The following is a 23,809-nucleotide window of genomic DNA, read 5'->3' on the forward strand; positions in this document are numbered from 1 at the left end:
ACCGGGACGGGTGAAGAATTCCACTCGCCGGAGTTAGCGAGCTTGAACCGGACACCCGAACTACGAAACTTTCCGGCCCATGAACCTCAGGAAGACCATCTCGGGGGCCGCTGTCGCCCTCGGCAGCACCGCCGTCATGCTCGGCCTGGGCGGCACCGCGCACGCATCCGGTGTGGACCTCCAGAGCGACCCGACCTTGGACACCGAGCTGGGCAAGGTCGGCGGCGTCGGCAAGCTCGCCAGCGTGGACACCGACGACCCGCACGGCCGGTTCCAGCTCGTCAACCAGCAGCGACCGGACGTCAAGGCCGTGATCACGGACCTCGACGCGCAGCAGGTCGGCACGATGCTGGGCTACGGCAAGCAGGACCAAACGTCGCACATCGACACCGGTCTGGGCATCTGACGCCCCACTGAGCCGGAACGGTCCCGGCCCCCTCCCCCTCGGGTCGGGGCCGTTCCAACCCCGTCCCCACCGCACCCCGCCCGCGTCAGCGGCCGACCGCGTAACCCTGGTTGCCGCGCGGGTTGGCGGCGGCCCGCAGGAAGCCGTCGCGGGCGTCCCGGGCGACGGCCGACATGCGGCCCAGCGTCCACCCGCCCGCCTCGACCACCTTGTGGCCGCGCGCGCTCAGCTCCGCCAAAGCCGCGGTGCCCAGCCTGGTCTCCGCGACCAGCTCGCCCGGCGTCCAGCCCCGTGGCGCGAACGAACTCGGGAACGCGTTCGTGTGCCACATGGGCGAGTCGATCGCCTCCTGGAGGTTCATCCCGCCGGCGGTGTGCGCGAGCCAGAACGCGAGCTGCCACTGGTCCTGCTGGTCGCCGCCGGGGGTGCCGAAGGCCACGGCGGGCCGGCCGTCGCGCAGCGCGAGCGACGGCGACAGCGTGATCCGCGGTCGGCGGCCCGGCACCAGCGAGTTGGGCAGGCCCTGGTCGAGCCAGAACATCTGCGCCCGGCTGCCCAGGCAGAACCCGAGCGAGGGGATGGTCGGCGAGGACTGGAGCCAGCCGCCCGACGGGGTCGCCGAGACGATGTTGCCCCACCGGTCCACGACGTCGACGTGCACGGTGTCGCCGCGCGACACCCCGGTCCGCTCGACGGTCGGCTCGCCCAGCGCGCCGCCGCCGCGCTCCCCGCCGGCGGCGTCGTGGCCGGCCCGGATGTGCTCGGGCAGCACGACCTCGCGCCCGCCCGGCGACCCGGGCCGCAGGTCCATCGACGCCGTGTCGCCCACCAGGGCGCGCCGCTCGGCGGCGTACTCGCGGGACAGCAGGACGTCCAGCGGCACCTCGCCGGTGTCGCCGTACCAGGCCTCGCGGTCGGCGAAGGCGAGCTTGGCGCACTCCACCGCCAGGTGCACGGTCGCCGCGGTCGGCACACCGTCCACATAGGACAACCGGTCGCTGAAACCTTCCAACAGCAGCAGTTGCTGCAGCAGCACCGGCCCCTGCGACCAGCCGCCGACCTTGGCCACGGTCCACTCGCCGAAGTCCACCGCTACGGCGTCCTCGTAGGTCGCCTGCCACGACGCCATGTCCTGGCCGGTCAGCACGCCCGCGTGGTCGCGGCCCGACTCGTCGCGGAACGCGGTCTTGCAGAACTCGTCCACCTGCGCCGCCACGAACCCCTGCGACCACGCCCGCCGCGCGGCCTCGATCTGGGCCTCGCGGTCGGAGCCCGCGGCCTCGGCGGCGGCCAGCAGCCACTCCCAGGTGTCGGCGAGCTTCGGGTTGCGGAACCGCGAGCCCGGCTCGGGCGCGACGCCGCCGGGCATCCACAGCGCGGCCGACGACGTCCAGTGGTCGCGGAACAGGTCGGACACGGTGTCCACGACCGCCGAGACGCGCTCCAGCAGCGGGAACCCGTCGCGGGCGTAGCCGATGGCGTGGTCGAGCACCTCGCGCAGCGTCTTCGTGCCGTGGTCGCGCAGCAGGGTCAGCCAGCCGTCCCAGGCGCCCGGCACGGTCGCGGCCAGCAGCCCGCTGCCCGGCACCAGGTCCAGGCCCAGCGACCGGTAGTGCTCGGCGGTGGCCCCGGCGGGCGCGACGCCCTGGCCGGCGAGGACCCTCGGCGTGGGGTCGCCGGCCGTCGCGAACAGCACCGGCACCTCGCCGCCCGGTCCGTTCAGGTGCGGTTCGACGACCTGGAGCACGAAGCCCGCGGCGACCGCGGCGTCGAACGCGTTGCCGCCGTCCTCCAGGACCGCCATGCCCGCGCTGGAGGCGAGCCAGTGCGTGGAGGCGACCATGCCGTGGGTGCCGACGAGTTCGGGTCGGGTGGTGAACACGCGGACAACCTACGTGGGCGTCACCCGGTTGGTTAACCCGGCTAACTAAATTGTGTCCTGATGGTTCAGGTCCCCTTCAGCCCGCGGTCGCGGGCAGCTTGCGGCCGAGTCCCTCGCGCAGGAGCCCGGCCCGGTGCAGGGCGTCGTCGTCGAGGTGGTTGCGGGTGTCCAGGACCAGCGCGCCGTTCATCAGGTCGGCCACCCGCGCCCAGTCCAGCGTGCGGAACTCGGGCCACTCGGTGAGCAGCACGACCGCGTCGGCGTCCCGCACCGCCGAGTACGCGTCGTCCACCACGGTCATGCCCACCAGCGGCTCGCGGATCTCCGGGTCGTAGGCCACCAGCTCCGCGCCCTCGAACGCGAGCAGCTCCGCCACGGCCAGCGCCGGCGAGTCGCGCAGGTCGTTCGTGCCCGCCTTGAACGCCAGGCCCAGGATGCCGACGCGCGCGCCGGCGAGCGTGCCGCCGACCGCGTCCCGCACCTTGTCCACGACCCGGCGCTGCTGTCGGTGGTTGGTGTCGATGGTGGCCTTGACCAGCGCGAAGTCCACGCCGACCGACTCGGCGATCTGGACCATCGCGTGCGTGTCCTTGGGCAGGCACGACCCGCCCCACCCCGGTCCGGGCTGGAGGAACGACTGACCGATGCGCCGGTCGTAGCCCATGCCGTCGGTCACCGACGACACGTCCGCGCCGACCAGTTCGCACAGCTCGGCCACCGCGTTGACGTAGGAGAGCTTCATCGCGAGGAAGCAGTTGGCGGCGTACTTGACCATCTCGGCGCTGGCCGCGTCCATCAGCACGGTGGGCGCGCCGAGCTTGGCGAACAGCGCCGCGACCCGTTCGGCGGCCTGCGGGGAGTCCGAGCCGACGACGATCCGGTCCGGGTGCAGGAAGTCGCGCACCGCGCTGCCCTCGCGCAGGAACTCCGGGTTGGACACGACGGCCACGTCCTCGCGGCCGAGCAGCGCGGCGACCCGCTGCGACGTGCCGACCGGGACCGTGGACTTGCACACCACTACCGTCCCGTAGGGCAGCACCCGCCGCAGGTCGCGGGCGACCGACTCGACCGCCGAAAGGTCCGCCGCGCCGCCCGCGCCCATGGGCGTCGGCAGGCAGAGGAACACCACCTCGGCGTCCGCGACGGCGTCGGTGAGGTCGTGCGTGAAGTGCAGGCGCCCGGCCGCCTGCCCTTCGCCGACCAGCTCGGTGAGGCCGGGTTCGAGGATGTCCACCTGCCCGGCGCGCAGGCGGGCGACCTTGACCACGTCCACGTCGGCGCACACGACCCGATGACCGAGGGAGGCCAGGCAGGCCCCCGTCGTCAGGCCCACGTAACCCGTTCCCACGACCGCGATCCGTCGGACGAACATGCCTGTGACGGTCGCAGCCGAAGTTTGCCGTGGGCCAAACGCCAGTTGTATGCGGAGAGTGAGGTGGGTAGTCCCCTGGGTGTACCCCGACACCCCTCTCGCGGCGGACGCGGTGCGACGGGCGCGGCGGGCATCGTGCAGGTATGGAACTCCTGCTGATCACGCTGCTGTTCGCGGGACTGGCCCTGCTCGCGGCCGTGCCGTTGGTCGCATTGCTGCACCTCTCCGCGCACAAACCGCTGAACGACCGTTAACCTCCCTTTCCGGCACTGCGGCCGGGTGATGGAGGTTGGCATGAAGATCGAGGGAACCGCGGCGATCGTCACCGGTGGCGCGTCCGGTCTGGGCCTGGCCACGGCGCGGGCGCTGGCCGCGAAGGGCGCGTCGGTGTTCGCCCTGGACCTCAAGGTGGACGGCGCTCCGGAGGTCGAGGGCGTCACGCACCTCGCGGCCGACGTCACGTCGGAGGAGGACGTGCAGGCGGCCGTCGACACCGCCGCCGGCTCCGGCCACCCCCTGCGGATCGTGGTGAACTGCGCCGGCATCGGCCCGTCCACGCGGACGGTGGGCAAGTCCGGCCCGCACCCCCTGGACCTGTACCGCAAGGTCATCGACGTGAACCTGGTCGGCACGTTCAACGTGCTGCGCCTGGCGGCGGCGGCGATGGGCAAGACGGAGGCGCTGGAGCACGGCCAGCGCGGTGTCGTGATCAACACCGCGTCGATCGCGGCGTTCGACGGGCAGATCGGGCAGGTGGCGTACGCGGCGTCGAAGGCGGCGGTCGTGGGCATGACCCTGCCGGCGGCGCGGGACCTGTCGTCGGTGGGCGTGCGGGTGATGACCATCGCGCCGGGCATCGTGGACACGCCGATGCTGGCGACGGTGTCGGACGAGTTCCGCGCGGGCCTGGCGGCGGGCGTGCCGTTCCCGAAGCGCCTGGCGCTGCCGGAGGAGTACGCGCAACTGGCCGTGTCGATCGTGGAGCACGACTACCTGAACGGCGAGGTCATCCGCATGGACGGCGCCCTGCGCATGGCCCCGCGCTGACAACACCCCGCTCGCGGCGGGCCGCGCCGGCACTCCACCCCGGCGCGCCCGCCGGCAACAGCTCGCCGGCGCACCTTCGCCCAGCGGGCCGCCGAGCACGCCGACCACTTCACCCGCCACACCCGAGCCACGCCGGCCACACCCGAGCCACGCCGCTTGCCACGCCGGCCACACCCGAGCCACGCCGCTTGCCACGCCGAGCCGCGCCCGAGCCACGCCGAGCCACGCCCGAGCCGTGCCGGCTGCCGATCGATCTGGCCCGAGCCGGTCGGCCCGCGCCTCGTCCGCCGGTCCTGAGCGGGGCGTTGCCTGCCGTGGTTCCGCGCTCCTTCGCCGACGCCCCCTCAGAGGTCGCCGGCGAAGGGGAGGTTGTTCATGGCGTCCGACGTCATCCACTCGCGGAGGGCGTGGGTGGCTCGGACGTCGTCCTCGTTGTACTCCAGCAGGCGGCGGCGTTGGGCCGGGTTCGGGGGTGCGCCGTCCATGCCCACCGCGTCGCGGTACCAGCGCATCGAGTTCTCGCCGCCCGCCTCCGGGTCGCGCCACGCGAAGCCCGCGACCGGCGCGATCGTCTTCAGGCCCTTGCCGTGGGCGCACAGGAACTGGTCCTGCACGATGCCGAACAGGTCCACCCACGAGTCCGACGAGATGAACTCCTTCACCTGCCCGACCGTCGGGATGCCCGGCCGGCCCTTGAACCGCTCCGCCGACCCGATCAGCCACCGGTTCTCGGCCAGCTCGTTGTAGCAGTACGCCCGGAACGTCAGGCCCCTCGCGCGGGCCCGCAGGCGGACCCCCGTCAGCCAGCCCCAGAACTCCGCGAACGACCTCGCCTCGTCGTCGCACGGCAGCGGGTCCCAGGTGGCGAAGGCGCGGTACCCGTGCTCCTCGCCGACGTCCGCGCCGGACAGCCAGCAGCCCCACATGTACGCGCCCAGGTCGCCGAAGCTCTCCATGTCGACGTCCACCTCGACGTCGGCGCGCGGCACGTCCATGTACGGCACGCGCCGCACCACGGTCAGGTCGCGCAGCCACGCCCGCGCCAGGATGACGGCGTCCGCGTGCAACATGCCGACCAGCGGGGTGGCGGGCTCGTCCTGCGGGTCCAGGGCCGCGAGGTCGTCCACCGTGGACACTCCGGCCTTGCGCAACGCCACCGCGTCCTCGCCGCGCACGACCAGGCTCACGTCGCGCGCCGACCGCAGGTCCTCCTCGCACACCGGCCACCACGGGCAGCTGCGGCACTCGACGATCCGCGACGGCCGGGCCAGCGGCGTGCTCCCGGACAGCGCGGCGGCGGCCACCGCCAGCCGGTCGGAGAAGCGGGAGTCGTACTCGGCCAGCGCGGTCCGGCCGCCGGGCCACGTCGGGGCCTCCAGGTCGTGCCACACCACGACGTCGCCGTCCATGCCGACCACGCCGCCGTACGACCGGCCCCGCGCGGCGAACCCGGACGCCTGCAGCTGCCGCTGGGCGTGCGCCAACCGGAGCTGGTCGCGCGGCTGGGGCCGGACCTTGCGCAGGGGATCCACGCGCGCGCCGCCGGGCAGCGGGTGCGACAGCGGGGACGTGCGCGCGCCCGAGCCCGGGTCGGTGACCTTGTGCCGCACGACGAGCACCGGCACGTACCCGGTGGCGTCCTTGACCAGCAGGTCGATGCCGCCGCGGCGGCCGCCGCGCTCGTCCCTCGGCAGGGCGGCGCCCCAGATGTAGGGCACGCCCGCCTGCATCGCGGACGCCGTGACGCGCTCGCGGTCGGCGGTCGGGACGTCGTGCGGGATCTCCATGAGGTCCGAGCCGACCACCCGGCCCAGGGCGGCCGCGACCGCGCGCCGGTGTTCGGTGGCGTCGGCCTTGCGGAGCTGGCCGGTGGGGTCGGGGGCCGCCTTGGGGGCGTCCCGCATCGCTGGATCGTGTTCGAGGTGCACCCGCCGCCGGCAACGAGTGACCACGCCGGCGTCGAGCTGCACCTGGGAAGTCACGGTTGAAGCGTATGACGACGCACCGACGCTTGTACCGGCAACCTCGTGGACGGCAGTGGATCTTTTGTGCGCCGACCCGGGCCGACCTCTAGGGTTCGGGGTGAGTTGTCTGGAGGTGGCGCGGGCGATGGCACGCGAACGGAGCAAGGGCTTGACCCCCGGCAGGGCGAAGAACCTGGTCGGTGTCGCGAAGGTCGTCGCGCCGGCGCTGATCCCGGTGGTGGCGCCGCTCGCGGCGCGCGCGGCGGCGTTGCTGGGCGACCGCTACGACCACTACCGCGCCCGCCGGCTCGGCGTGCCGGTCGACGAGCTGACCCGGTACTCCGGCCGGGGCGCGAAGCTGCACGCCCGCATCGCCGGGTTCAGCGAGGCCCTGACCCAGGTCGAAGCGACCGACCGGCCGTTCGTGGAAGCCACCCGGACCCGGTTGTCCCAGCTCATGGCGGCGGTGCGGGCGTCCGAGCGGATGCCCGCACCGCGCCGCAGGGCAGCGCACCGCGCGGTCGGCGCGGACCTCGACGCGCTGGAGGCGGAGCTGCTCAAACGCCTCGGGGTGTGACCAGCCGCTCGACCGTCCGCAGCGCCGTCTCCTCGGGTCCGAGCCGCGCGGTGACCTCCTCCATCACCTCGGCGACCCGTTCCTCGCGCCGGATCAGCGGGTCGCTGCGCAGGTCGCGGGCCAGCGACACGCACAGGCCGACCATCACCACGGCGAACGGCAGCGCCGCGATGATCGTGAGGTTCTGCAGGCCGGTCAACGCGTTCGAGCCGCCGACCAGCAGCATCACCGCCGCGACCGCGCCGGTCAGCACGCCCCAGAACACGACCACGCCCTTGGTCGGCGCGATGGACCCGCGCTGCGAGAGCGTGCCCATGACCACCGAGGCGGCGTCCGCGCCGGACACGAAGAAGATCGCCACCAGCACCATCACCACCACGACGGCGACCGCGGCCAGCGGGTAGTGCTCCAGGACGGCGAACAGCCGGCCCTCGGGCGTGGCCGCGCCCGCCACGTCCACGCCCTCGCGCTGGAGGAACACCGCCGTGCCGCCGAACACGCAGAACCACACCAGGCTCACCAGGCTCGGCACGCCGATCACGCCCGCGACGAACTGCCGGATGGTCCGGCCCCGGCTGATCCGCGCGATGAACATGCCGACGAACGGCGTCCACGAGATCCACCACGCCCAGTAGAAGATCGTCCAGCCGGACAGCCAGGTCGCGGTCGCGTCGCCGCCGGACGCGGCCGTGCGGCCCGCCATGTCGGCCAGGTCGCCGAAGTAGCCGCCGATCGCGGCCGGCACGAGGTTCAGCACGAACACCGTCGGCCCGACCACGAACACGAACAGCGCCAGCACCACGGCGAGGACCATGTTGGTGTTGGACAGCCACTGGATGCCGCGCGCCACCCCGGACACCGCGGACGCGACGAACGCCATGGTCAGCACGGCGATCACGCCCACCAGCACGGCGTTGCCGACGCCGCCGGCGCCCGCCGCCCGCAGGCCGCTGCCGATCTGGAGCGCGCCGAGCCCGAGGGACGCGGCGGAGCCGAACAGGGTGGCGAAGACGGCCAGCGCGTCGATCGCGCGGCCGGCCGGGCCGTTCGCGCGGCGGGTGCCGAGCAGGGGCGCGAAGGCGGCGCTGACCAGTTGGCTCCGGCCGCGGCGGAAGCTGCCGTACGCGATGGCCAGGCCGACGACCGCGTAGATCGCCCACGGGTGGACGGTCCAGTGGAACAGCGTGGTGGACATCGCGGTCCGCAGCGCCTCGTCGGACCGCGCCGGCGCGGTGCCCGGTGGCGGGTTCACGAAGTGCGAAAGCGGCTCGGTGACGCCGTAGAACATCAGGCCGATGCCCATGCCGGCGCTGAACATCATCGCGACCCACGACACCGTGCGGAACTCGGGCCGCTCGTCGTCGCGGCCCAGCGGGACGCGGCCGTACCGGCTGACCGCGAGCCACAGCGCGAACACCACGAAACCCGACGCCACCAGCACGAACGCCCACCCGAGCCGGTCGATGACCCAGTCCAGGACGGTGCCCGACACGCTCGCGAGCGAGTCGGTGCCGAACACCCCCCAGGCGACGAACCCGAGCGCGACGGCCGCCGCGACCCCGAACACGACGGGGTCGGTGCGGCCGGGGCGGTCGGCGCGGGGTTCGCCGGGCAGCGGTTGGTCGATGGAGTCCTGTGCGGTTTTCACCGGCCGCCTGTTCCCCCGTTCGGAGCATTCAAAACATGCGGTTCTCGGCGGCGACTCACACCTTCGTGCAGCGGTCTCCTACGCTCTGTGCATGACCAGACGTCCGGCACCGACCCGCCTCGCGCGGGCCGTGTTGCTGGCCGTCACGTCGGCGGCACTCAGCGTCGCCGCGCACGGCGCCGCGGGCGGCGAGGTCACCGAGTTCGCCCCCGCCCTGCCTCTCACCGTGCTCATCGCGCTGGCGAGCACGGCGGTGCGCGGGCGCGGGCCGTGGACGCTCCTGCCGACCCTCGGCGTCGCCCAGCTGGCGCAGCACACGCTGCTCAACCTGGGGCACCACGAGGACGTCGGCGCCGGGCTGGGCTTCGGCCCGGTCGCCATGACGGCGGCCCACGTGGTCGCCGCGCTGCTGACCGGTCTGCTGCTGGTCCGCGCGGACGCCGTGCTGGACGCCCTGGTGTGGGCGGTGTCGCGGCTGCTGCCGGTGCTGTGGTCGTTCGTGCCCGTGGCCGCGCCGAGGGCACCCGTCCGGATGGCCCCCGTCCCGGACGTGTGGATGTCGGTGCTGCTCAGACGCGTGCACGGCCGTCGCGGTCCCCCGTCGCGCTCCTGATCCCCCGGACACCCACATCCCTCTGGCACCAGGAGCCATACCTTCATGTCGACAAATCGCTTTGGCGTGCGCACGCTCGCCAAGGGCGGCGCCGTGCTGGCCGCCGCCGCTTTCGCCCTCGCGGGCACCGCGGGCCTCGCGTCCGCGCACGTCACCGCGTCCACCCCGAAGGACGCCGTGCAGGGCGGCTACACCAAGGTCACCCTGCGGGTCCCGAACGAGCGGCCCAACAACGGCACGGTCAAGCTCGAACTGACCCTGCCCGCCGAGTACCCGCTGGCGTCGGTCAGCACCAAGCCCACGCCGGGCTGGAAGGTCGAGGCGGTCAAGGCCAAGCTCGACACCCCGGTCAAGAGCCACGGCCGCGAGGTCACCGAGGCCGTCCGCACGGTGGTGTGGACCGCTGAGCCGGGCGTGCGCATCGAGCCGGGCCAGTTCAACGAGTTCGACCTGTCCATCGGGCCGCTGCCGGACAACACCGAGCAACTGCTCCTGCCCACCAAGCAGACCTACGACAACGGCGAGGTCGTGGACTGGAACGCGCCGCCGCCCGCCGAGGGCGCCGCGGAGCCGGAGAAGCCGGCCCCGGTGCTCAAGCTGGTGAAGAAGTCCGGCGGCGACGCGCACGGCAGCGCCGTCACCGCGTCCGCGCAGGAACCGCCGGCCGCCGCGCCGTCCTCGGACAGGACCGCCCGCTGGTTGGGCGGCGCGGGCCTCGCGGTCGGCGCGCTCGGGTTGGGCATCGGCATCGGCGCCGTGCTGCGGTCCCGCCGTTCGACGGGTACTCCTTCGGCATGAGGCGCGCGCTCTCCCTGCTGCTGGCCGGCCTGCTCGCGGGCGGCCTGGCGCTGACCACGTCCGGCACCGCGTCGGCGCACAACGTGCTGGTCAGCAGCAACCCCAAGGACGGCGAGGCCCTGGCGGCCGGGCCGGCGGAGATCACCCTGACCTTCGACCAGCCGGTCCAGGCGGGCGAGAAGTTCAACACCATCACGGTCATCGGCCCGGACGAGTCCCACTGGGAAGCCGCGGAAGAGCCGACGGTGAAGAACAACTCGGTGGTCTTCAAGGTCCGCCCGCTCGGCCCCGCGGCCGAGTACAAGGTGGGCTACCGGGTCCTGTCCGCCGACGGCCACCCCGTCACGGGGTCGCTGAAGTTCACGCTCACCACCGCCGGCGACGGCACCCCGGCGCCCAGGTCCACCGCGGCGGCCCCGTCCGAGGGCTCCGGCTCGGGTGACGGCGGCGTGCCGATCTGGGTGTGGGTCGTCGGCGCCGTGGTGCTGCTGGGCGGCGGCGTGTACTTCGCGTTGCGCGGCGGGACGGGCGCCAGGCGATGACCGTGAACCGGACCACCACCCCGACGTCCCGGTCCTGGATCGTCGGCGGCCTGCTCGCGGGCGGGGCCGTCGGCGTGTTCCTGGGCCTGGGCCTGTCGAACACGCCGGAAGCGGTGGGCGTGGCCGAACCCGGGGCGGTGGTCCGGTTCGCGCACCCGCTGGTCAGGACGGTGCTGGACCTGGCCGCCACGATCGTCGTCGGCCTGTCGCTGCTGCCCAAGCTGCTCGGCTTCGACCGACCCGCGGTGACCGAGCCGGTGCTGCGCGTCGCGCGGCCGGCGGCGGTGGTCGCGGCGGCGGTGTGGGCGTTCACGGCGTTGCTGTCGATCGTGATCCGGGCGTACGAGACGCGTCCGGACGTCACCGTGACCATGGGTTCCGTGGTCGATTACGTGCAACGGGTCGGCGCCGGGCAGGGGTTGCTGTTCAGCGCCGTGTGCGCGTTGGCGTACGTGGTGGTCGGGGTCATGGCGGCGCGGCGCGGCGAGTCCGTGCCGGCGGAGCTGCGCATCCTGATCTCGATGTTCGGCCTGCTCCCGCTGCCGGTGACGGGGCACGCGTCGAACTGGAAGTACCACGACTACTCCATGATCTCGATGGAGCTGCACGTGCTGGGCGCGGCGGCGTGGACCGGCGGCCTGGCGGCCCTGGTGGTGCTCGTCGCCCACCGCCGGGGGCTGCTGGCGGAGGCGCTGCCGAAGTTCTCCAAGCTGGCCACGATCAGCCTGGTGCTGGTGTCGGTGACCGGCCTGTTCAACGGCCTGCTGGAACTGGTCCTCAACCCGGTGGTCGGCCTGCCGGGTTCGCTGTTCACGACGTCCTACGGCTTGGTGCTGCTGGGAAAGGTCGTGTGCGCGGTGCTCCTCGCGTTGCTGGGCGCGAACATCCGGTGGCGCCTGCTGCCGCACATCGCGCAGCACAAGACGACCGCGATCGTCGGCTGGGCCACCGTCGAGGTGACGATCATGGGCATCGCCTTCGGCCTGGCCGTCGTCCTGTCCCGCGCACCGGTCGCCTAGGCCACGGCCGGTCGCCCCGGATTGTCGTACCCCGGTGGTCTACTCGACCGCATGGACGAGATCTTGGTGTTGGGAGCCACCGGCACGACCGGCAAGCGGGTCGTGCGGGAACTGGAAGCGCGTGGGCTCGCCGTGCGGGCCGCGGCACGGGGCGGTCGGGTGCGGTTCGACTGGGGCGAGCGGGACACGTGGGCGCCGGCGTTGACCGGTGCCCGCGCGATGTACCTGATGGCGCCGCACGAGCTGCCGATCGACCCGGAGTTCGTGCACGAGGCCGTGGCGCGCGGGGTGCGGCGGGTCGTGCTGCTGTCCAGCCGGGGCATCGAGGAGATGGGGGACGAGCGGCTGCTCGGGGCCGAGGCCACCGTGCGGGCGTCGGGTGCGGAGTGGACGGTCGTGCGGGCCGACTGGTTCGACCAGAACTTCGACGAGGGGTTCTTCCGGCCCGCGATCGAGGCCGGGGCGCTGGCCGTGCCGGTGGGGGACGTCCGGCAGGGGTTCGTCGACGCGGACGACATCGCGGCCGTGGCGGCGGTGGCGTTGACCGAGGAGGGGCACGCCGGGCGCACCTACGAGGTGACCGGGCCGCGCGCGTTGAGCTTCACGGAGGCGTTGGCGCTGATCGGCGAGGCGGCCGGGCGGCCGGTGCGGTTCCTCGGCACGGCGGAGGAGTACCGGGCGCAACAGGACTCCATCGGCATGCCCAGGGAGCGGACGGAGGCGGAGATCGAGGCGTTCGCCCAGCTCAAGGACACCGAGCCGACCGAGGACGTGCCCAGGGTGACCGGGCGGGCGGCCATCGACTTCGCCACCTACGCGGCTCGGGCGTGGACGACATGAGGTGACGGGCCGGCTTCGCCACGCGGCTCGTCGGTGAGTGGACCGTTCGGTGCGGTGAGCTGCACCGAACGGTCTAGTCGGTGATCAGTCGGGCCGTGGGGTCCTCGCGGAGCTTGCTCAGGGTCGCCATGGCGGCGTGGCCGCGGCGGTCCAGCTCGCGGGCGTCGATCCAGCCGTGGGCGTAGTAGCGGTAGTCCTGGGCGAGTTTCACCAGTTCGGCGAGGTAGTCGGCCGACCGGCGCCGGCGCTCCTCGTCGAAGGACGCCAACAGCGGCAACTGGGTGTCCACGACCTCGTCGAGCATCCGCGCGGCCTCCAGGGCGCGCTTGCCCTTCCACCGCCGCGCGCCACCCAAGGCGCCCAGCCGTGCACCCACCAGCCGTCCGATCACGCGCACCTCACCGCACGTCCCGCATCCCCGTCGATGCGTGATTCGGAAAAACCGGCCCGAGCGTTACCGGTTCGTTCCCCCGCGCCCGCGGTTTCAGCGGTAAGGCGTCCACGGGGTCGTGGTATCGCCCGCGCGCAGGGCCGCGAGGCGCCGCCTCAGCTCGGCCCGCACGTCCGGGTGGCTGCGCAGGATCGGCAGCACGCTGGTGGTCAGCTTCAGCTCCCGCACGTCCCGCAACACCGCGAACCCGGCCCACCGGGTCACGTCGAACCGGTACTCCCGGGCGAGCTGCCGGTACCAGCGGTCCGGGTGGCCGAACCGGGCCACGCCCACCGGGAGGGTGCTCAGGTCCCACTCGCGCGGCCCCACGCTGGTCGAGTCGAAGTCGCAGATCACCGGCCCGTCGGGGCTGGGGATGAGGTTGCCCAGGTGCGCGTCGCCGTGCAGGACGCCCTCCGGCAGCACGGTCCGCAGCCCGTCGAGGCGGTCCTCCAGCAGCGCGACCCGCTCCTCCAGGAACGACCGGTCGGGCGCGGACAGCTCCTCGGCGTCGGCGATGCGCCGGCGCACGTCGTCCAGCGGCGACCAGCGGGGCAGCGGGAAGTCCGGGGGCGGCAGGGCGTGCACGAGGCGCAGCAACCGGCCCAGGTCACGGCCGTCCACGGGCGGGCCGTCGGAACGCACGGTGTGCCAGATCGTGGCGAGGTGGTCGCCCACGGCCAGCGGTTGCGGGAACTGCTCCACCAGCCGCACCGCGGGCACGTCGTGGGCCTTGAGCCACCGCGCGACCCGCACCACCTTCTCCGCCCGGTGCCGCAACGCCATCGACCCGACGATCCGGACCACGACCCGGTCGGCGGGGAGGTCGAACACCGCGTTCGAGGTGAACTTCACCAGGCGCGCCGACCGGTGCGTCAGCCCGAGCTGGGCGCACAGCCGCTCCAGCACTCCGGTGAGCGCGGCGGGGGTGAACCTGCCGTCCAGGCGAGACTCCCCGGGTCAGGCCGCGCTGTCGTTGCCGGTGAACTTGGCCAGGCGGTCGGCCAACTCGCGCGCGTCGGCGTTGTTGCTGCGCTTCTCGGCCTCCAGCTGGAGCGGGCGCATGCGGTCCTTGGTGCGCACCGACTTCAGGCCCTCGGACAGGTCGATGGCCTGGCGGCCGACCTTCGCGCCGTGGTCGATGTCGCCTTCGAGCAGGTGGTTGATCGACAGCGACGTCAGGTTGAACGAGCGGCTGCGGCTCATGTCCTCGCCGTAACCGTTTATGGCCTTCGTCAGCGCCGGTATCGCTGTGCGGGTGTACTTGCGGGCGTCCACCGTCTGCGCCAGCTCGGTGTGCACCGTGCCGATCATCGCGGACAGGTCGTTGGCGTCGAAGAACTTCGCCCACGCGGGCGCCTCGTGCAGGTTGGCGCGGGCGAACTCGTCGCGCGCCCGGCCGAGCAGCTTGAGCGCCTGGTCGTCGGAGCCCATCTTCGCGTAGGCCCAGGCCTCGTTGGCGCACAGGATGCCCACGGCCAGCTCGGAACCGGAGTTCTGCGCGGCCAGCTGGCCGAGCTGGAACACCTTCAACGCGTCGTCCGGCGCGTCCTGGTGCAGGTAGACGCGGCCCATCCGGTACAGGATGTTCGCGACCAGCTCCTCCTTGCGGCCCTGCTTGGCGAGCCCGAGGGCCTGGCCGAAGTGGTTGCGCGCGGAGTCGTAGAGGCCGGTGTCGAACGAGGTCCAGCCGGCCAGGTTGTGCAGGTCGGCGAGGGCGACGTAGAGCCGTTCCTTGACCAGGTCGGTCGCGTTGGCGCCGAGCATCTGCTGTCCCCAGGACAACTGCGCGACCACGGCGTCGCGGCACGAGCCGCCGCCGTACTGGTAGTCCAGCGTGCGGAGCGCTCGGGTGGCCGCTTCCACCTGTCGGACGTCGGTCATGCCGATCCGGCCGGGAGCCGGCGTCTGCGCGGGCGACGAGGCCCAAGACCCGGAGTCCGTACCGAACACGGCCGCGCCGACGGTGATGGCGGCGGCGTGCGCGAGGAACTTCCTTCGCTTCACCGACTCGTCCTCCTCAGACTGGGGTGCCTCCGCGGTCGCGGCCACCCGCACTGCCGTGGCCTCGTCGTAGGCGAGGCCCATGTATCCCCTGGGGACACCCAAGCCGGCGGCGATCCGGGCCAGGACGTCGTAGGCCATGACCTGGCGTCCCTTGAGGATCTCCGACACTTCGGACTGCGACTGGCCCGTGAGCGCCGCGATCTGGCGCTGGGACACGCCGTGCCGCCGGAGCAGCCGGTAGACCGAGCTGATCTCCCGCTTCGCCAGCGCGTCCCGCATCTCCTGCTGGTCCCACACGTCGGGTGTAACAGGAGAGCCTTGCGAACCGATGGTGTTCAATTGCGCCCCCTCACAGTCCTTTGGGCGTCAACGGCAGAGTAGGGGCACTCCCCCAACTGCAGGAAGTGCTGATCGGCGAGGCTGATCGGCCCTGCCGAACTCCGATGACCGCTTACCGTGGAACGGCCACCGGCTAGCGCTGTGACGTCCCGATCCGGGTTGAATCATCGCAATCTGAGTCTCGGTAAGCGAGCGAACACGGAGAGGAAACCGGCAGTGGACCTGATCGAGCGGGCGGTGACCACCACGGGTGGGTCGGCAGCGCGCGCCGTCGCCACGGCCCCTTCTCCGTCTTCTCCGACTGTCCGGGAGTCGACCGACCTCGACTCCGGATGGCGCGGCTCGACCGGGCAACGCCGCTGGTGGCGCATCCGCTGCAGCGACGTGGTGGACCGGGAGCGCTGCCTCACCGTGCTGGTCGACCAGGGCCGCGTGGTCCTGGTCGGTCCGCCGGGTGAGACCGCGGTGCTGTCGGCCGACCAGCTCGTACAGCTCAGGGCTGCGCTACGCGAGGCCGCCGAGCAGGCGGAAAGGTGACGGTGACGTTTCGGTGGACGAGATCCTCGGACAAGTTCTTCGCAACGCGGTGTGGGAGCGGTTGGACCTGCTCACGGAGCTGGCCAACGAGGCCGACGCCCCGTCCCTCCTGTCGGTGGCCCGGTCCGAGCTCCCTCGGCTGACCGAGGGGTGGCGGGCGCTGCTCGCCGCGCACGAACCGGACGAGAAGGGCAACTGCCCCGAGTGCTCCGGTCGTTGGCGGCAGCAGAAGAGCCCTTGCTCGGTGTGGCGCGCCGCGTACGAACACCTGGTCGCGGGCGGACTCGCCCCGCGCCCGGCTCGACACCTGCGCTCGGCCCCGGTGACCCCTCCTGTCACCCGGACCCGACGCGCGGTGCTCCGAGCCCACTAACGGGCGGCCCCGACCTGTCGTTCCCCCGACGCGACACGGTCGAGCACCCGCCTACTGGCCGGCGGTCCGGGACGTGCGAACCCCCGACCGCGACGAACGGACCGCCGGCCGGCTAACAACTCAACAGACATCCGCGGGCCGGTGCTGTGCACCCACCCTCCCCGACCGGCACCGGTCCGCGGGCACCACGCCGGCCTGGCGTTGTCCGACCCTCCCGCGCGGACAACGCCAGGCCGTTCCCACGTGCGGCGCGGGTCAGCGGTGGGTGCCGGTGCGCCAGGTGAGGTACGCCGTGAGGCCGGGGAGCAGGCGGCCGGTCACGTCGAACGCCTTGAGCTGCCAGGGGAACACGACCTCGGACCGCTCCCGTTCCACCGCCCGCGCGATCTCCTCCGCCACCCGCTCCGGCGGCACAGTCGGGATCAGCCGCGCGACGGCCGGGATGCGTTCCTCCGCACCGGGGTTGTTGCGGAAGTACTCGCTGCTCACCTTCCCCGGCACGACCTCGCTGACCCCGATCCCGGTCCCCCGCAGGTCCTGGCGCAGCGCCGCGGTCAGGCCGCGCAGGGCGTACCGCGCGGCCGCGTACCCCGTCGCGCCCGGGATGGGCAGGCGGGACACCGGCGAGTTCACGTTCACGATCCGCCCCACGCCCCGTGCCCGCATGGCCGGCAGGAAACTCCTGGTCACGTGCAGGGCGGCGGCGAACGGCAGGGCCGTCATGGCGTCGAGTTCGGCCGCCGGGGTGTCGTCCAGGAACAGCCACCGGCCCGCGCCCGCGTTGTTCACCAGCACGTCCGGCGCGCCGAACTCGCCCACCACCCGTTCGGCCAGCGTGTCGATCGCGTCGACGTCCGCGAGGTCGGTGGGCACCGCGACCGCACGGCCGCCGAACGCCCCGATCCGCTGAACGACGGATTCGAGCGCTTCGGCGCTGCGGGCCACCAGCACGACAACCGAACCACGCCGCGCCAGCGTCAGCGCGGTCGCCGCGCCGATGCCCTGCGACGCCCCCGTCACCACGACGGTCCGCCCTGTCAAACGCACTCGAACTCCTCTCAGGACACCGCGCGGACGCGGGTCACCAACACCGCCGCGAGCAGGGTCGCCGACGCCGACACCGCGAACAGCCCGCGGTACCCGCCCAGCGACGCCAGCACGAACGTCGTCAACAAGGGCGCGACCACCTGCGGCAACGAGTTCGCGATGTTCACCACGCCCAGGTCCTTGGCGCGGTCGGCGGCGGCGGGCAGCACCTGGGTCAGCATCGCGAGCGCCACCGCCCAGTACCCGCCGAACCCGACGCCGAGCAGCGGCGCGGCCACCAGCGCTGCGGTCCACGTCGGCCACACCGCCAGCAGCAGCGCCGCCAACGCCATCACGAACGCCGACCCGTACACCCACGCCTTGCGCCGTCCACTCCGGTCCGACCAGACGCCGACGGCGAACGCGCCGAGCGTCAAAGCCAAGCCGTACAACAACATCAGCACCAGCAGCCCGTCCTCGGGCGACGGGTGGCGCACGACGTCGCCCAGGAAGTAGAGCAGGTACAGCGTCCCGAACGCGTTGCCCAGGTTGATCATGAAGTGCGCGCTCCACGCCCACGCGAAGTCCGGGTGCCGGCGCGGCGACACCCACAGCTCGCGCCACCGCAGCTCCGGCCGGACGGCGATCCGCGCGTCCGGCGTCAGCACGACGAACAGCACGGCGCCCGCGACGACCACGACCGCGCAGGCCAGGTACCCGGCTACCAACCCCGACACGACGGCGGTCACGAGGACCGCGCCCAGCACGGTCCCCAGCATCTGGCTCGTCCCGACCAGCCCGCCGACCTTCGCCCGCTGCCGCACCGGCACCCGGTCCGGCACGGCCGACGTCAGCGCGGCGAGCATCCCGTTCAACCCGGCCTGCACGAGGCACCACCCGACGACCACCACGCCGACCGAAGACGCCGACGCCAGCACCACGAGTCCGAGCGCGCCGACCAGCGCGCCGCCCAGCGTCCACGGGTGCCGCCGCCCGAACCGCGAGGTGGTCCGGTCCGAGGACAGCCCGATCACCGGGTTCGCGACCAGCGCCACCGCCGCGCCCACGCCGGTGACCAGCCCGAACACCGCCTCCTTGGACGTCCCCGCGAGCAGTTCGGCCTGTTGCGGCAGCAGCACCTGGATCGGCGCGTAGATCCCGAGCCACAACCCGAGGTTGGCCAGGAACAGCCACCCCATCCACGACCGCCGGACCGGGGTGACCGGCTCGGCCCACGGGTCGAGCGCGGTCACCGCCGGATCCGATCCCGGTACCAGGCGAAGGAGGCGCGCGGCGTGCGCTTCTGGGTCTCGTAGTCGACGTGCACCAGCCCGAAGCGCTGCGAGTACCCGGAGTCCCACTCGAAGTTGTCCATCAGGGACCACACGAAGTACCCGCGCACACCGGCTGCCAGCGCGGCCGTGATGTGCCCGTCGAGGTAGGCGATCCGGTCGGCGTCCTCGACGTCCTCGCCGAAGCTGCACCCGCTCTCGGTGACGTAGACCGGCGGCAGGTTCGGGTGCCGGTCGCGCAGCGCGGCCACCACCTCGCCCAACCCGCTCGGCACGACCGGCCAGTCGAACGCCGTCTTCGGGTACTCGTCGATGTCGACCAGCTCGAACGGCAGCGGGTTGCCCTCGCCCGGACCGCGCAGCCGGGTCGGGTTGTAGTAGTTGACGCCGTAGAAGTCGAGCGGCTGGGCGGTGATCGCCAGGTCGCCGTCCCGGACCGGCAGGCGGTCGGCCAGCTCCGCCGGGTACGTGCCCGCCAGCAGCGGGTCGGTGAACAGCCAGTTGTGCAGCGTGGAGTAGGCGTGCGCGGCCTCGACGTCGTCGGGGGTCGCGGGCCACGCGGGCGTGTGGTTGTTCGCGGTGCCGACCGCTCGCGCGCCGGACGCCCGGAGGGCCTGGACGGCGAGCCCGTGCGCGAGGTTGAGGTGGTGGGCGGCGGGCAGCGCGTCGTAGAGCAGCGCCTTGCCCGGCGCGTGCTGCCCGACGGCGTGGCCCAGGAGGGTGAGGATGGCCGGTTCGTTGATCGGGATCCACAGCGCGACCCGGTCGGCCAGCCGCGCGGCGACGGCTTCGGCGTACTCGGCGAAGCGGAACGCGGTGTCGCGGGCGAGCCAGCCGCCGGCGTCCTCGACGTGCTTCGGCGTGTCCCAGTGGTAGAGCGTGGCGACCGGCGCGATGCCGTTGTCCAGCAAAAGGTCGACCAGCCGGTCGTAGAAGCCGAGGTCGGCCAGGCGGGGCCACGCGACGGAGAACCGGTAGGCGCCTACGCCCAGCTCGCGCACGAGGGCGACGTCCTCGCGGTAGCGGTGGTAGTGGTCGCACGCGACAGCGGCGTGCTGCCCCTCGAACGCGGGGAAGTCGTCCCACACCGACGGGACGCGGCCGTCCTCGCCGAACGCCCCCTCGATTTGGAACGCGGACGTCGACACACCCCAGAGGAACCCGTCGGGCAAGGTCACGCGAGCCTCCCAGAACGTGAAACTGATTCGGATCGTAGGCGTGTTGGCCCCCAACGGGAAGTACTCCCGTCCCGGACCGGGCACTATGGAGACCCGCAACCCACCCAGCAGGAGTCGCCGTGACGAGTACGACCCCGTTGCGCCGCCAGCCGGTGCAACAGCGCAGCGCCAAGCGCGTCGAGCGGATGCTCGAAGCCTGTGCCTCGCTCATCGAGGAGGTCGGCTACGACGGGGTGACAACGACACTCATCGCCGAACGCGCCGGGGTGGCCGTCGGGTCGCTCTACCAGTTCTTCCCCGACAAGCGCGCGGTGGTGCAGGCGCTGACGCTGCGCAACCTGGAGAAGTTCATCAGCACGGTGGACGGCCGGTTCACGTCCAAGACGCTCGACCACTGGTGGGACGCCGTGGACACCATCTTCGACGTCTACGTGTCCATGCACCGCGAGGTGCCCGCGTTCAGCAAGCTGCACTTCGGCGACGTGGTCGACATGCGGCTGTTGGACGACCGGCGGGACAACAACACGGTCATCTCCGACCGGATCGCCGAGATGATCTCCACCAAGTTCGACATCCCGCTGGACAAGCTGCAACTGCCGATCTCGATCGCCGTGCAGGCGGCGGACGGCGTGCTGAACCTGGCGTTCCGGACGGACCCGGCGGGCGACCAGGCGATCCTGGACGAGGCGAAGGCGCTGGTCCGGGGCTACCTGTCGACAAGGCTCCCCGGCTAGGAGTTCACCCGAAGGACTGACCTTCGCCGCGGTAGGTGGGCGCGGCGCGCACGACCGCGTCCCCCTGCACCACGTGGTAGTGGGTGAACCGCTCGGCCAGCTCGCCGGCCTTGGCGTGCCGGAACCACACGCGGTCGCCCAGCGCGAGGGCGTCCGCGGCCCGGCCGACGACCGGCGTCTGGACCTCGCCCGCGCCCTCCAGCGGGGTCAGCCTCAGACCGACCGGCAGGTACGGGCTGGGCAGCCGGTCGGCCGTGGCGGTGCCGGACGCGAGGTAGCCGCCCGCGAACACGGTCGCCACGCCCGGGCCCGGTCGCCGCACGACCGGGAGCGCGAACAGCGCCGCGGGCCGGGGCCGGAACGCGCGGTAGCCGTCGAACAGGGTCGGGCCGATCAGCCCCGACCCGGCGGCCAGCTCGGTCACCGACGGGTCGGCGCCGGTGATCTCCAGGCTGCCGGTGCCGCCGCCGTTGACGAACTCCAGGTCCGCGACCCGCCGGATGGCCGCGACGGCCTCGACCCGCCGCTCGACCAGTTCGGCAGCCGACTTCCCCTGCATCCACCGGACCACGGCGCCGCGCACCGGCTTCCCGAGCGGGGAGTCACCCAGTCCGGCGATCTGCCCCTCGTAGGCCATCACCCCGACGAGCGAAAACCCGGGTCTCCGGGCGATGGTGGCGGCGAGCGCGCCGGCGTCCCGCGCGGAGTGGACGGGTGAGCGGCGGGGGCCGACGTGCAGGCCCGGCAGCGGTCGCCAGGAGACGTCGAGTTCGAGGCAGACCCGGATCGGCGGGTGGTTCCCGCCCAGGGCGTCCTCGACCAGGTCCAGGTGCTGCGCGGAGTCCACCATGATCGTGGTCCGCGCGCGGGCCTTGTCGTCCGCGGCGAGCCGGCGCAGCGCGCCGTGGTCGGCGGTCGGGTAGGCGACGAGCAGGTCCTCGGACAGGTCGTGCCCGGACAGCCAGAGGGCTTCGGCCAGCGAGTAGCACATCACCCCGGCGTATCCCGGGCGGGCGAGCACTCGTTCGAGCAACCAGCGGACCCGCACGGACTTGCTCGCCACGCGCACCGGCTTGCCGCCGGCCCGGCGGACGAGGTCGGCCGCGTTGTGGTCGAACGCGTCCAGGTCGACGATCGCGAAGGGCGCGTCGAGCGCTTTGGTCGCGGCGTCGAGGCGGCTGCGTGGCTGCATGCGCTCACCGTACTTGAAAGGTGAAAGCTTTTCACCTACGGTGCGTGCAACAGGTCACACCGGAGGTGGGCGTTGGGTACCCCGTGGACGAACTGGGCGCGCACGGCGACGGCCAACCCGCACCGCGTCGAGCACCCGGCCACGGCCGAGGAGCTGGCCGAGGTGGTCGCGGGCGCCCACGCGATCCGGCCCCGCGGCAGCGGCCACTCGTTCACCGACATCGCCGCCGCGCCCGCCGTCGCGCTGGACCTCGACCGGTACACGGGCATCACGGAGATGTCCGGCCCGCTCGTCACGGTGCGCGCCGGCACCACGCTCCGGCAGTTGAACGCCCTGCTGGACCGCCTCGGCCTGGCCCTGGCGAACCTCGGCGACATCGACGCCCAGACCGTCGCCGGCGCCATCTCGACCGGCACGCACGGCACGGGCGCCCAGCTCGGTGGCCTGTCCACGCAGGTCACGGCGCTGGAACTGGTGCTGGCGACCGGTGAGACCGTCCGCTGCTCCGCGTCGGAACGCCCGGACCTGTTCCACGCGGCCCGCGTCGGGCTCGGCGCGCTGGGCGTGATCAGCACGGTGACGCTGCGCTGCGTCCCCGCGTTCGTGCTGCACGCGCGCGAGTCGCCGGAGCGGCTGGACCGGGTGCTGGAGGAGTTCGACCACCTGACGGCCGTCGAGGACCACGTGGAGTTCCACTGGTTCCCGCACAGCGACAACGTGATCCTCAAGCGCAACAACCGGACCGACGAACCTGCCGCGCCCTTGTCGAGGTTGCGCCAGTTCTACGAATACGAGGTCATGGAGAACGGGGCGTTCGGCTTGGTGTGCCGGGTGGCGCGCGCCTTGCCGAGCACGACTCGCGGCCTGAACCGGGTGTGCGGGAACCTGATCTCCGAACGCGTCTACCGCGACGCCTCCCACCGCGTCTTCGTCACGCCGCGCCGGGTCAGGTTCGTGGAATCGGAATACGCCATCCCCCGCACCGCCCTGCACGACGTGCTGGAGGAACTCCGCGCGGCGATCGCCCGCCTGGACCACGGGGTGATCGTGCCGATCGAGGTCCGCGTGGCCCAGGGCGACGACATCTGGCTGTCCACCGCCCACGGCCGGGACACGGCGTACATCGCGGTGCACCAGTACCTCGGCATGCCCTACCGCCGGTACTTCGACGCCTTCGAGGAGATCGCGGGCGCGGTGGGCGGGCGTCCGCACTGGGGCAAGATGCACAGCCTCACCGCGCCGGACCTGACCGCCCGGTACCCGCACTTCGCCGATTTCACGGCCCTGCGGGACACCCTCGACCCGGCCCGGAAGTTCACGAACTCCTACCTGGACCGGGTGCTGGGCTCCTAGAGGGCATCCTCGATCGGCGTGGAGCCCGAGACCAGCTCGTAGGTGCGGCCGGCCGTGGAGGGGGTGTCGAGGAGCTTGACCACCACCGCCGCCACGTCCGCGCGGGGAACGTCGCCGCGGCGCACGGTGTCGGCCAGTTCGACCTGGCCGGTGCCGGGGTCGTCGGTGAGCCGTCCGGGGCGGAGGATCGTCCAGTCCAGCGGGCGCGCCTTGAGGTCGTCCTCGGCTTCGCCCTTGGCCTTCAGGTAGGCGTCGAAGACCTCGTCGCCCGTGGTGCGGCCGATCCCCGTGGTGCTGATCTGCACGAAGCGGGTCACGCCGGCCTGTTCGGCGGCCGACGCGAACAGCGCCGAGGCCGCCCGGTCCACCGTGTCCTTGCGGGCGACCCCGCTGCCGGGACCCGCGCCCGCGGCGAAGAGGGCCGCGTCCGCGCCCTCCAGGTGTTCGGCGACCGAGGCCCGGTCCGCCGCCTCCAGGTCGCAGAGGACCGGGGTGCCGCCGGCGTCCCGGACGTCCGGGAAGTGGTCCGGGTTGCGGACCAGGGAGACGACCTCGTCCCCGCGTCGCGCCAACAGCTCCGTCGTCAACAGTGCGATCTTGCCGTGCCCACCCGCGATCACCACACGCATGACCGCCAACC

The 23,809-nt window shown here is 72.8% G+C and carries 24 protein-coding genes; 12 read left to right on the forward strand and 12 right to left on the reverse strand.

The features are described from left to right. Positions 1 to 79: 79 nt before the first annotated feature. Positions 80 to 406: a hypothetical protein gene (locus AB0A74_RS11980; RefSeq protein WP_358248830.1), complete on the forward strand. Its 327-nt coding sequence runs from the start codon at positions 80 to 82 to the stop codon at positions 404 to 406. An 85-nt stretch (positions 407 to 491) separates the two neighbouring features. Here the strand turns inward: AB0A74_RS11980 and AB0A74_RS11985 are convergent, their stop codons facing one another. Together AB0A74_RS11985 and AB0A74_RS11990 are read right to left on the reverse strand one after the other, a co-directional pair. Then, complete coding sequence (locus tag AB0A74_RS11985) at positions 492 to 2,288, reverse strand: gamma-glutamyltransferase (protein ID WP_358248831.1); 1,797 nt, start codon at positions 2,286 to 2,288, stop codon at positions 492 to 494. Positions 2,289 to 2,364: 76 nt separating this feature from the next. Continuing rightward, positions 2,365 to 3,660 (reverse strand): UDP-glucose/GDP-mannose dehydrogenase family protein, encoded by a 1,296-nt coding sequence (locus tag AB0A74_RS11990; protein ID WP_358248832.1) that lies wholly within the window; start codon positions 3,658 to 3,660, stop codon positions 2,365 to 2,367. Positions 3,661 to 3,954: 294 nt separating this feature from the next. Between AB0A74_RS11990 and AB0A74_RS11995 the strand changes: the two genes are divergently transcribed. Then, a complete protein-coding gene (locus AB0A74_RS11995) occupies positions 3,955 to 4,707 on the forward strand; it encodes an SDR family NAD(P)-dependent oxidoreductase (RefSeq protein ID WP_343933742.1) in 753 nt (250 codons plus the stop codon). A gap of 344 nt (positions 4,708 to 5,051) precedes the next feature. On the opposite strand, the gene AB0A74_RS12000 is transcribed toward AB0A74_RS11995, so the two are convergent. Further along, positions 5,052 to 6,689: a TM0106 family RecB-like putative nuclease gene (locus tag AB0A74_RS12000; RefSeq protein ID WP_358248833.1), complete on the reverse strand. Its 1,638-nt coding sequence runs from the start codon at positions 6,687 to 6,689 to the stop codon at positions 5,052 to 5,054. Positions 6,690 to 6,816: 127 nt separating this feature from the next. Between AB0A74_RS12000 and AB0A74_RS12005 the strand changes: the two genes are divergently transcribed. Then, entirely contained in the window at positions 6,817 to 7,248 is a 432-nt protein-coding gene (locus AB0A74_RS12005) for a DUF6474 family protein (protein WP_358248834.1), read from the forward strand. Here the strand turns inward: AB0A74_RS12005 and AB0A74_RS12010 are convergent. Continuing rightward, entirely contained in the window at positions 7,229 to 8,896 is a 1,668-nt protein-coding gene (locus tag AB0A74_RS12010) for a BCCT family transporter (protein WP_358248835.1), read from the reverse strand. The two genes, AB0A74_RS12005 and AB0A74_RS12010, sit on opposite strands and share 20 nt — an antisense overlap. 91 nt (positions 8,897 to 8,987) lie before the next feature. Here AB0A74_RS12010 and AB0A74_RS12015 point away from each other — a divergent pair, with 91 nt between their 5' ends. The 5 genes from AB0A74_RS12015 to AB0A74_RS12035 are packed head-to-tail and all read left to right on the forward strand — an operon-like array spanning position 8,988 to position 12,708. Beyond that, the gene (locus AB0A74_RS12015; RefSeq protein ID WP_358248836.1) at positions 8,988 to 9,509 is read left to right on the forward strand and encodes a hypothetical protein; all 522 of its coding nucleotides are present in this window, start codon (positions 8,988 to 8,990) and stop codon (positions 9,507 to 9,509) included. A 45-nt stretch (positions 9,510 to 9,554) separates the two neighbouring features. After that, positions 9,555 to 10,307 carry a YcnI family protein gene (locus tag AB0A74_RS12020; RefSeq protein WP_358248837.1) on the forward strand — a complete coding sequence of 251 codons (753 nt, stop codon included), beginning with the start codon at positions 9,555 to 9,557 and terminating at the stop codon, positions 10,305 to 10,307. Continuing rightward, on the forward strand, positions 10,304 to 10,849 hold the full coding sequence (locus AB0A74_RS12025) for a copper resistance CopC family protein (RefSeq protein ID WP_358248838.1): 546 nt from the start codon (positions 10,304 to 10,306) through the stop codon (positions 10,847 to 10,849). Before AB0A74_RS12020 ends, AB0A74_RS12025 begins: the two co-directional genes overlap by 4 nt. Next, positions 10,846 to 11,868, forward strand: a complete 1,023-nt coding sequence (locus AB0A74_RS12030) for a CopD family protein (protein WP_358248839.1) — start codon at positions 10,846 to 10,848, stop codon at positions 11,866 to 11,868. The genes AB0A74_RS12025 and AB0A74_RS12030 overlap by 4 nt, the downstream gene beginning before the upstream one ends. 51 nt (positions 11,869 to 11,919) lie before the next feature. Then, on the forward strand, positions 11,920 to 12,708 hold the full coding sequence (locus AB0A74_RS12035; protein ID WP_358248840.1) for an NAD(P)H-binding protein: 789 nt from the start codon (positions 11,920 to 11,922) through the stop codon (positions 12,706 to 12,708). A 73-nt stretch (positions 12,709 to 12,781) separates the two neighbouring features. On the opposite strand, the gene AB0A74_RS12040 is transcribed toward AB0A74_RS12035, so the two are convergent. The 3 genes from AB0A74_RS12040 to AB0A74_RS12050 all read right to left on the reverse strand — a co-directional run bounded on the left by AB0A74_RS12040 (position 12,782) and on the right by AB0A74_RS12050 (position 15,424). Beyond that, complete coding sequence (locus tag AB0A74_RS12040; protein WP_309110056.1) at positions 12,782 to 13,099, reverse strand: hypothetical protein; 318 nt, start codon at positions 13,097 to 13,099, stop codon at positions 12,782 to 12,784. A 93-nt stretch (positions 13,100 to 13,192) separates the two neighbouring features. Then, the gene (locus AB0A74_RS12045; protein WP_358248895.1) at positions 13,193 to 14,083 is read right to left on the reverse strand and encodes an aminoglycoside phosphotransferase family protein; all 891 of its coding nucleotides are present in this window, start codon (positions 14,081 to 14,083) and stop codon (positions 13,193 to 13,195) included. A 15-nt stretch (positions 14,084 to 14,098) separates the two neighbouring features. Then, positions 14,099 to 15,424 carry a helix-turn-helix transcriptional regulator gene (locus AB0A74_RS12050; RefSeq protein ID WP_358248896.1) on the reverse strand — a complete coding sequence of 442 codons (1,326 nt, stop codon included), beginning with the start codon at positions 15,422 to 15,424 and terminating at the stop codon, positions 14,099 to 14,101. 276 nt (positions 15,425 to 15,700) lie between these two features. Here AB0A74_RS12050 and AB0A74_RS12055 point away from each other — a divergent pair, with 276 nt between their 5' ends. Then, entirely contained in the window at positions 15,701 to 16,021 is a 321-nt protein-coding gene (locus tag AB0A74_RS12055) for a hypothetical protein (protein WP_343933752.1), read from the forward strand. A 13-nt stretch (positions 16,022 to 16,034) separates the two neighbouring features. Continuing rightward, positions 16,035 to 16,394, forward strand: a complete 360-nt coding sequence (locus AB0A74_RS12060; protein WP_121223852.1) for a hypothetical protein — start codon at positions 16,035 to 16,037, stop codon at positions 16,392 to 16,394. 255 nt (positions 16,395 to 16,649) lie between these two features. Here AB0A74_RS12060 and AB0A74_RS12065 read toward each other — a convergent pair whose 3' ends face one another. From AB0A74_RS12065 to AB0A74_RS12075, 3 genes are read right to left on the reverse strand one after another with little or no spacing between them, the layout of a single operon-like run. After that, positions 16,650 to 17,441, reverse strand: a complete 792-nt coding sequence (locus tag AB0A74_RS12065; RefSeq protein ID WP_358248841.1) for an SDR family NAD(P)-dependent oxidoreductase — start codon at positions 17,439 to 17,441, stop codon at positions 16,650 to 16,652. A gap of 11 nt (positions 17,442 to 17,452) precedes the next feature. After that, entirely contained in the window at positions 17,453 to 18,619 is a 1,167-nt protein-coding gene (locus AB0A74_RS12070; RefSeq protein ID WP_358248897.1) for an MFS transporter, read from the reverse strand. Between the two features lie 50 nt (positions 18,620 to 18,669). Further along, positions 18,670 to 19,890, reverse strand: a complete 1,221-nt coding sequence (locus AB0A74_RS12075; protein ID WP_358248842.1) for a family 1 glycosylhydrolase — start codon at positions 19,888 to 19,890, stop codon at positions 18,670 to 18,672. A 119-nt stretch (positions 19,891 to 20,009) separates the two neighbouring features. Here AB0A74_RS12075 and AB0A74_RS12080 point away from each other — a divergent pair, with 119 nt between their 5' ends. Further along, on the forward strand, positions 20,010 to 20,624 hold the full coding sequence (locus AB0A74_RS12080; RefSeq protein ID WP_343933755.1) for a TetR family transcriptional regulator: 615 nt from the start codon (positions 20,010 to 20,012) through the stop codon (positions 20,622 to 20,624). Positions 20,625 to 20,628: 4 nt separating this feature from the next. Here the strand turns inward: AB0A74_RS12080 and AB0A74_RS12085 are convergent, their stop codons facing one another. Next, on the reverse strand, positions 20,629 to 21,816 hold the full coding sequence (locus tag AB0A74_RS12085) for an amino acid deaminase/aldolase (RefSeq protein ID WP_358248843.1): 1,188 nt from the start codon (positions 21,814 to 21,816) through the stop codon (positions 20,629 to 20,631). Between the two features lie 72 nt (positions 21,817 to 21,888). On the opposite strand from AB0A74_RS12085, the gene AB0A74_RS12090 reads away from it, so the two are divergent. Continuing rightward, complete coding sequence (locus tag AB0A74_RS12090; protein WP_358248844.1) at positions 21,889 to 23,169, forward strand: D-arabinono-1,4-lactone oxidase; 1,281 nt, start codon at positions 21,889 to 21,891, stop codon at positions 23,167 to 23,169. Here the strand turns inward: AB0A74_RS12090 and AB0A74_RS12095 are convergent. Further along, positions 23,166 to 23,798 carry an NAD(P)H-binding protein gene (locus AB0A74_RS12095; protein WP_358248845.1) on the reverse strand — a complete coding sequence of 211 codons (633 nt, stop codon included), beginning with the start codon at positions 23,796 to 23,798 and terminating at the stop codon, positions 23,166 to 23,168. The two genes, AB0A74_RS12090 and AB0A74_RS12095, sit on opposite strands and share 4 nt — an antisense overlap. Positions 23,799 to 23,809: the final 11 nt, after the last annotated feature.

The organism is Saccharothrix sp. NPDC042600, from assembly GCF_040647305.1.
Classification (GTDB): Bacteria; Actinomycetota; Actinomycetes; order Mycobacteriales; family Pseudonocardiaceae; genus Actinosynnema; species Actinosynnema mutabilis.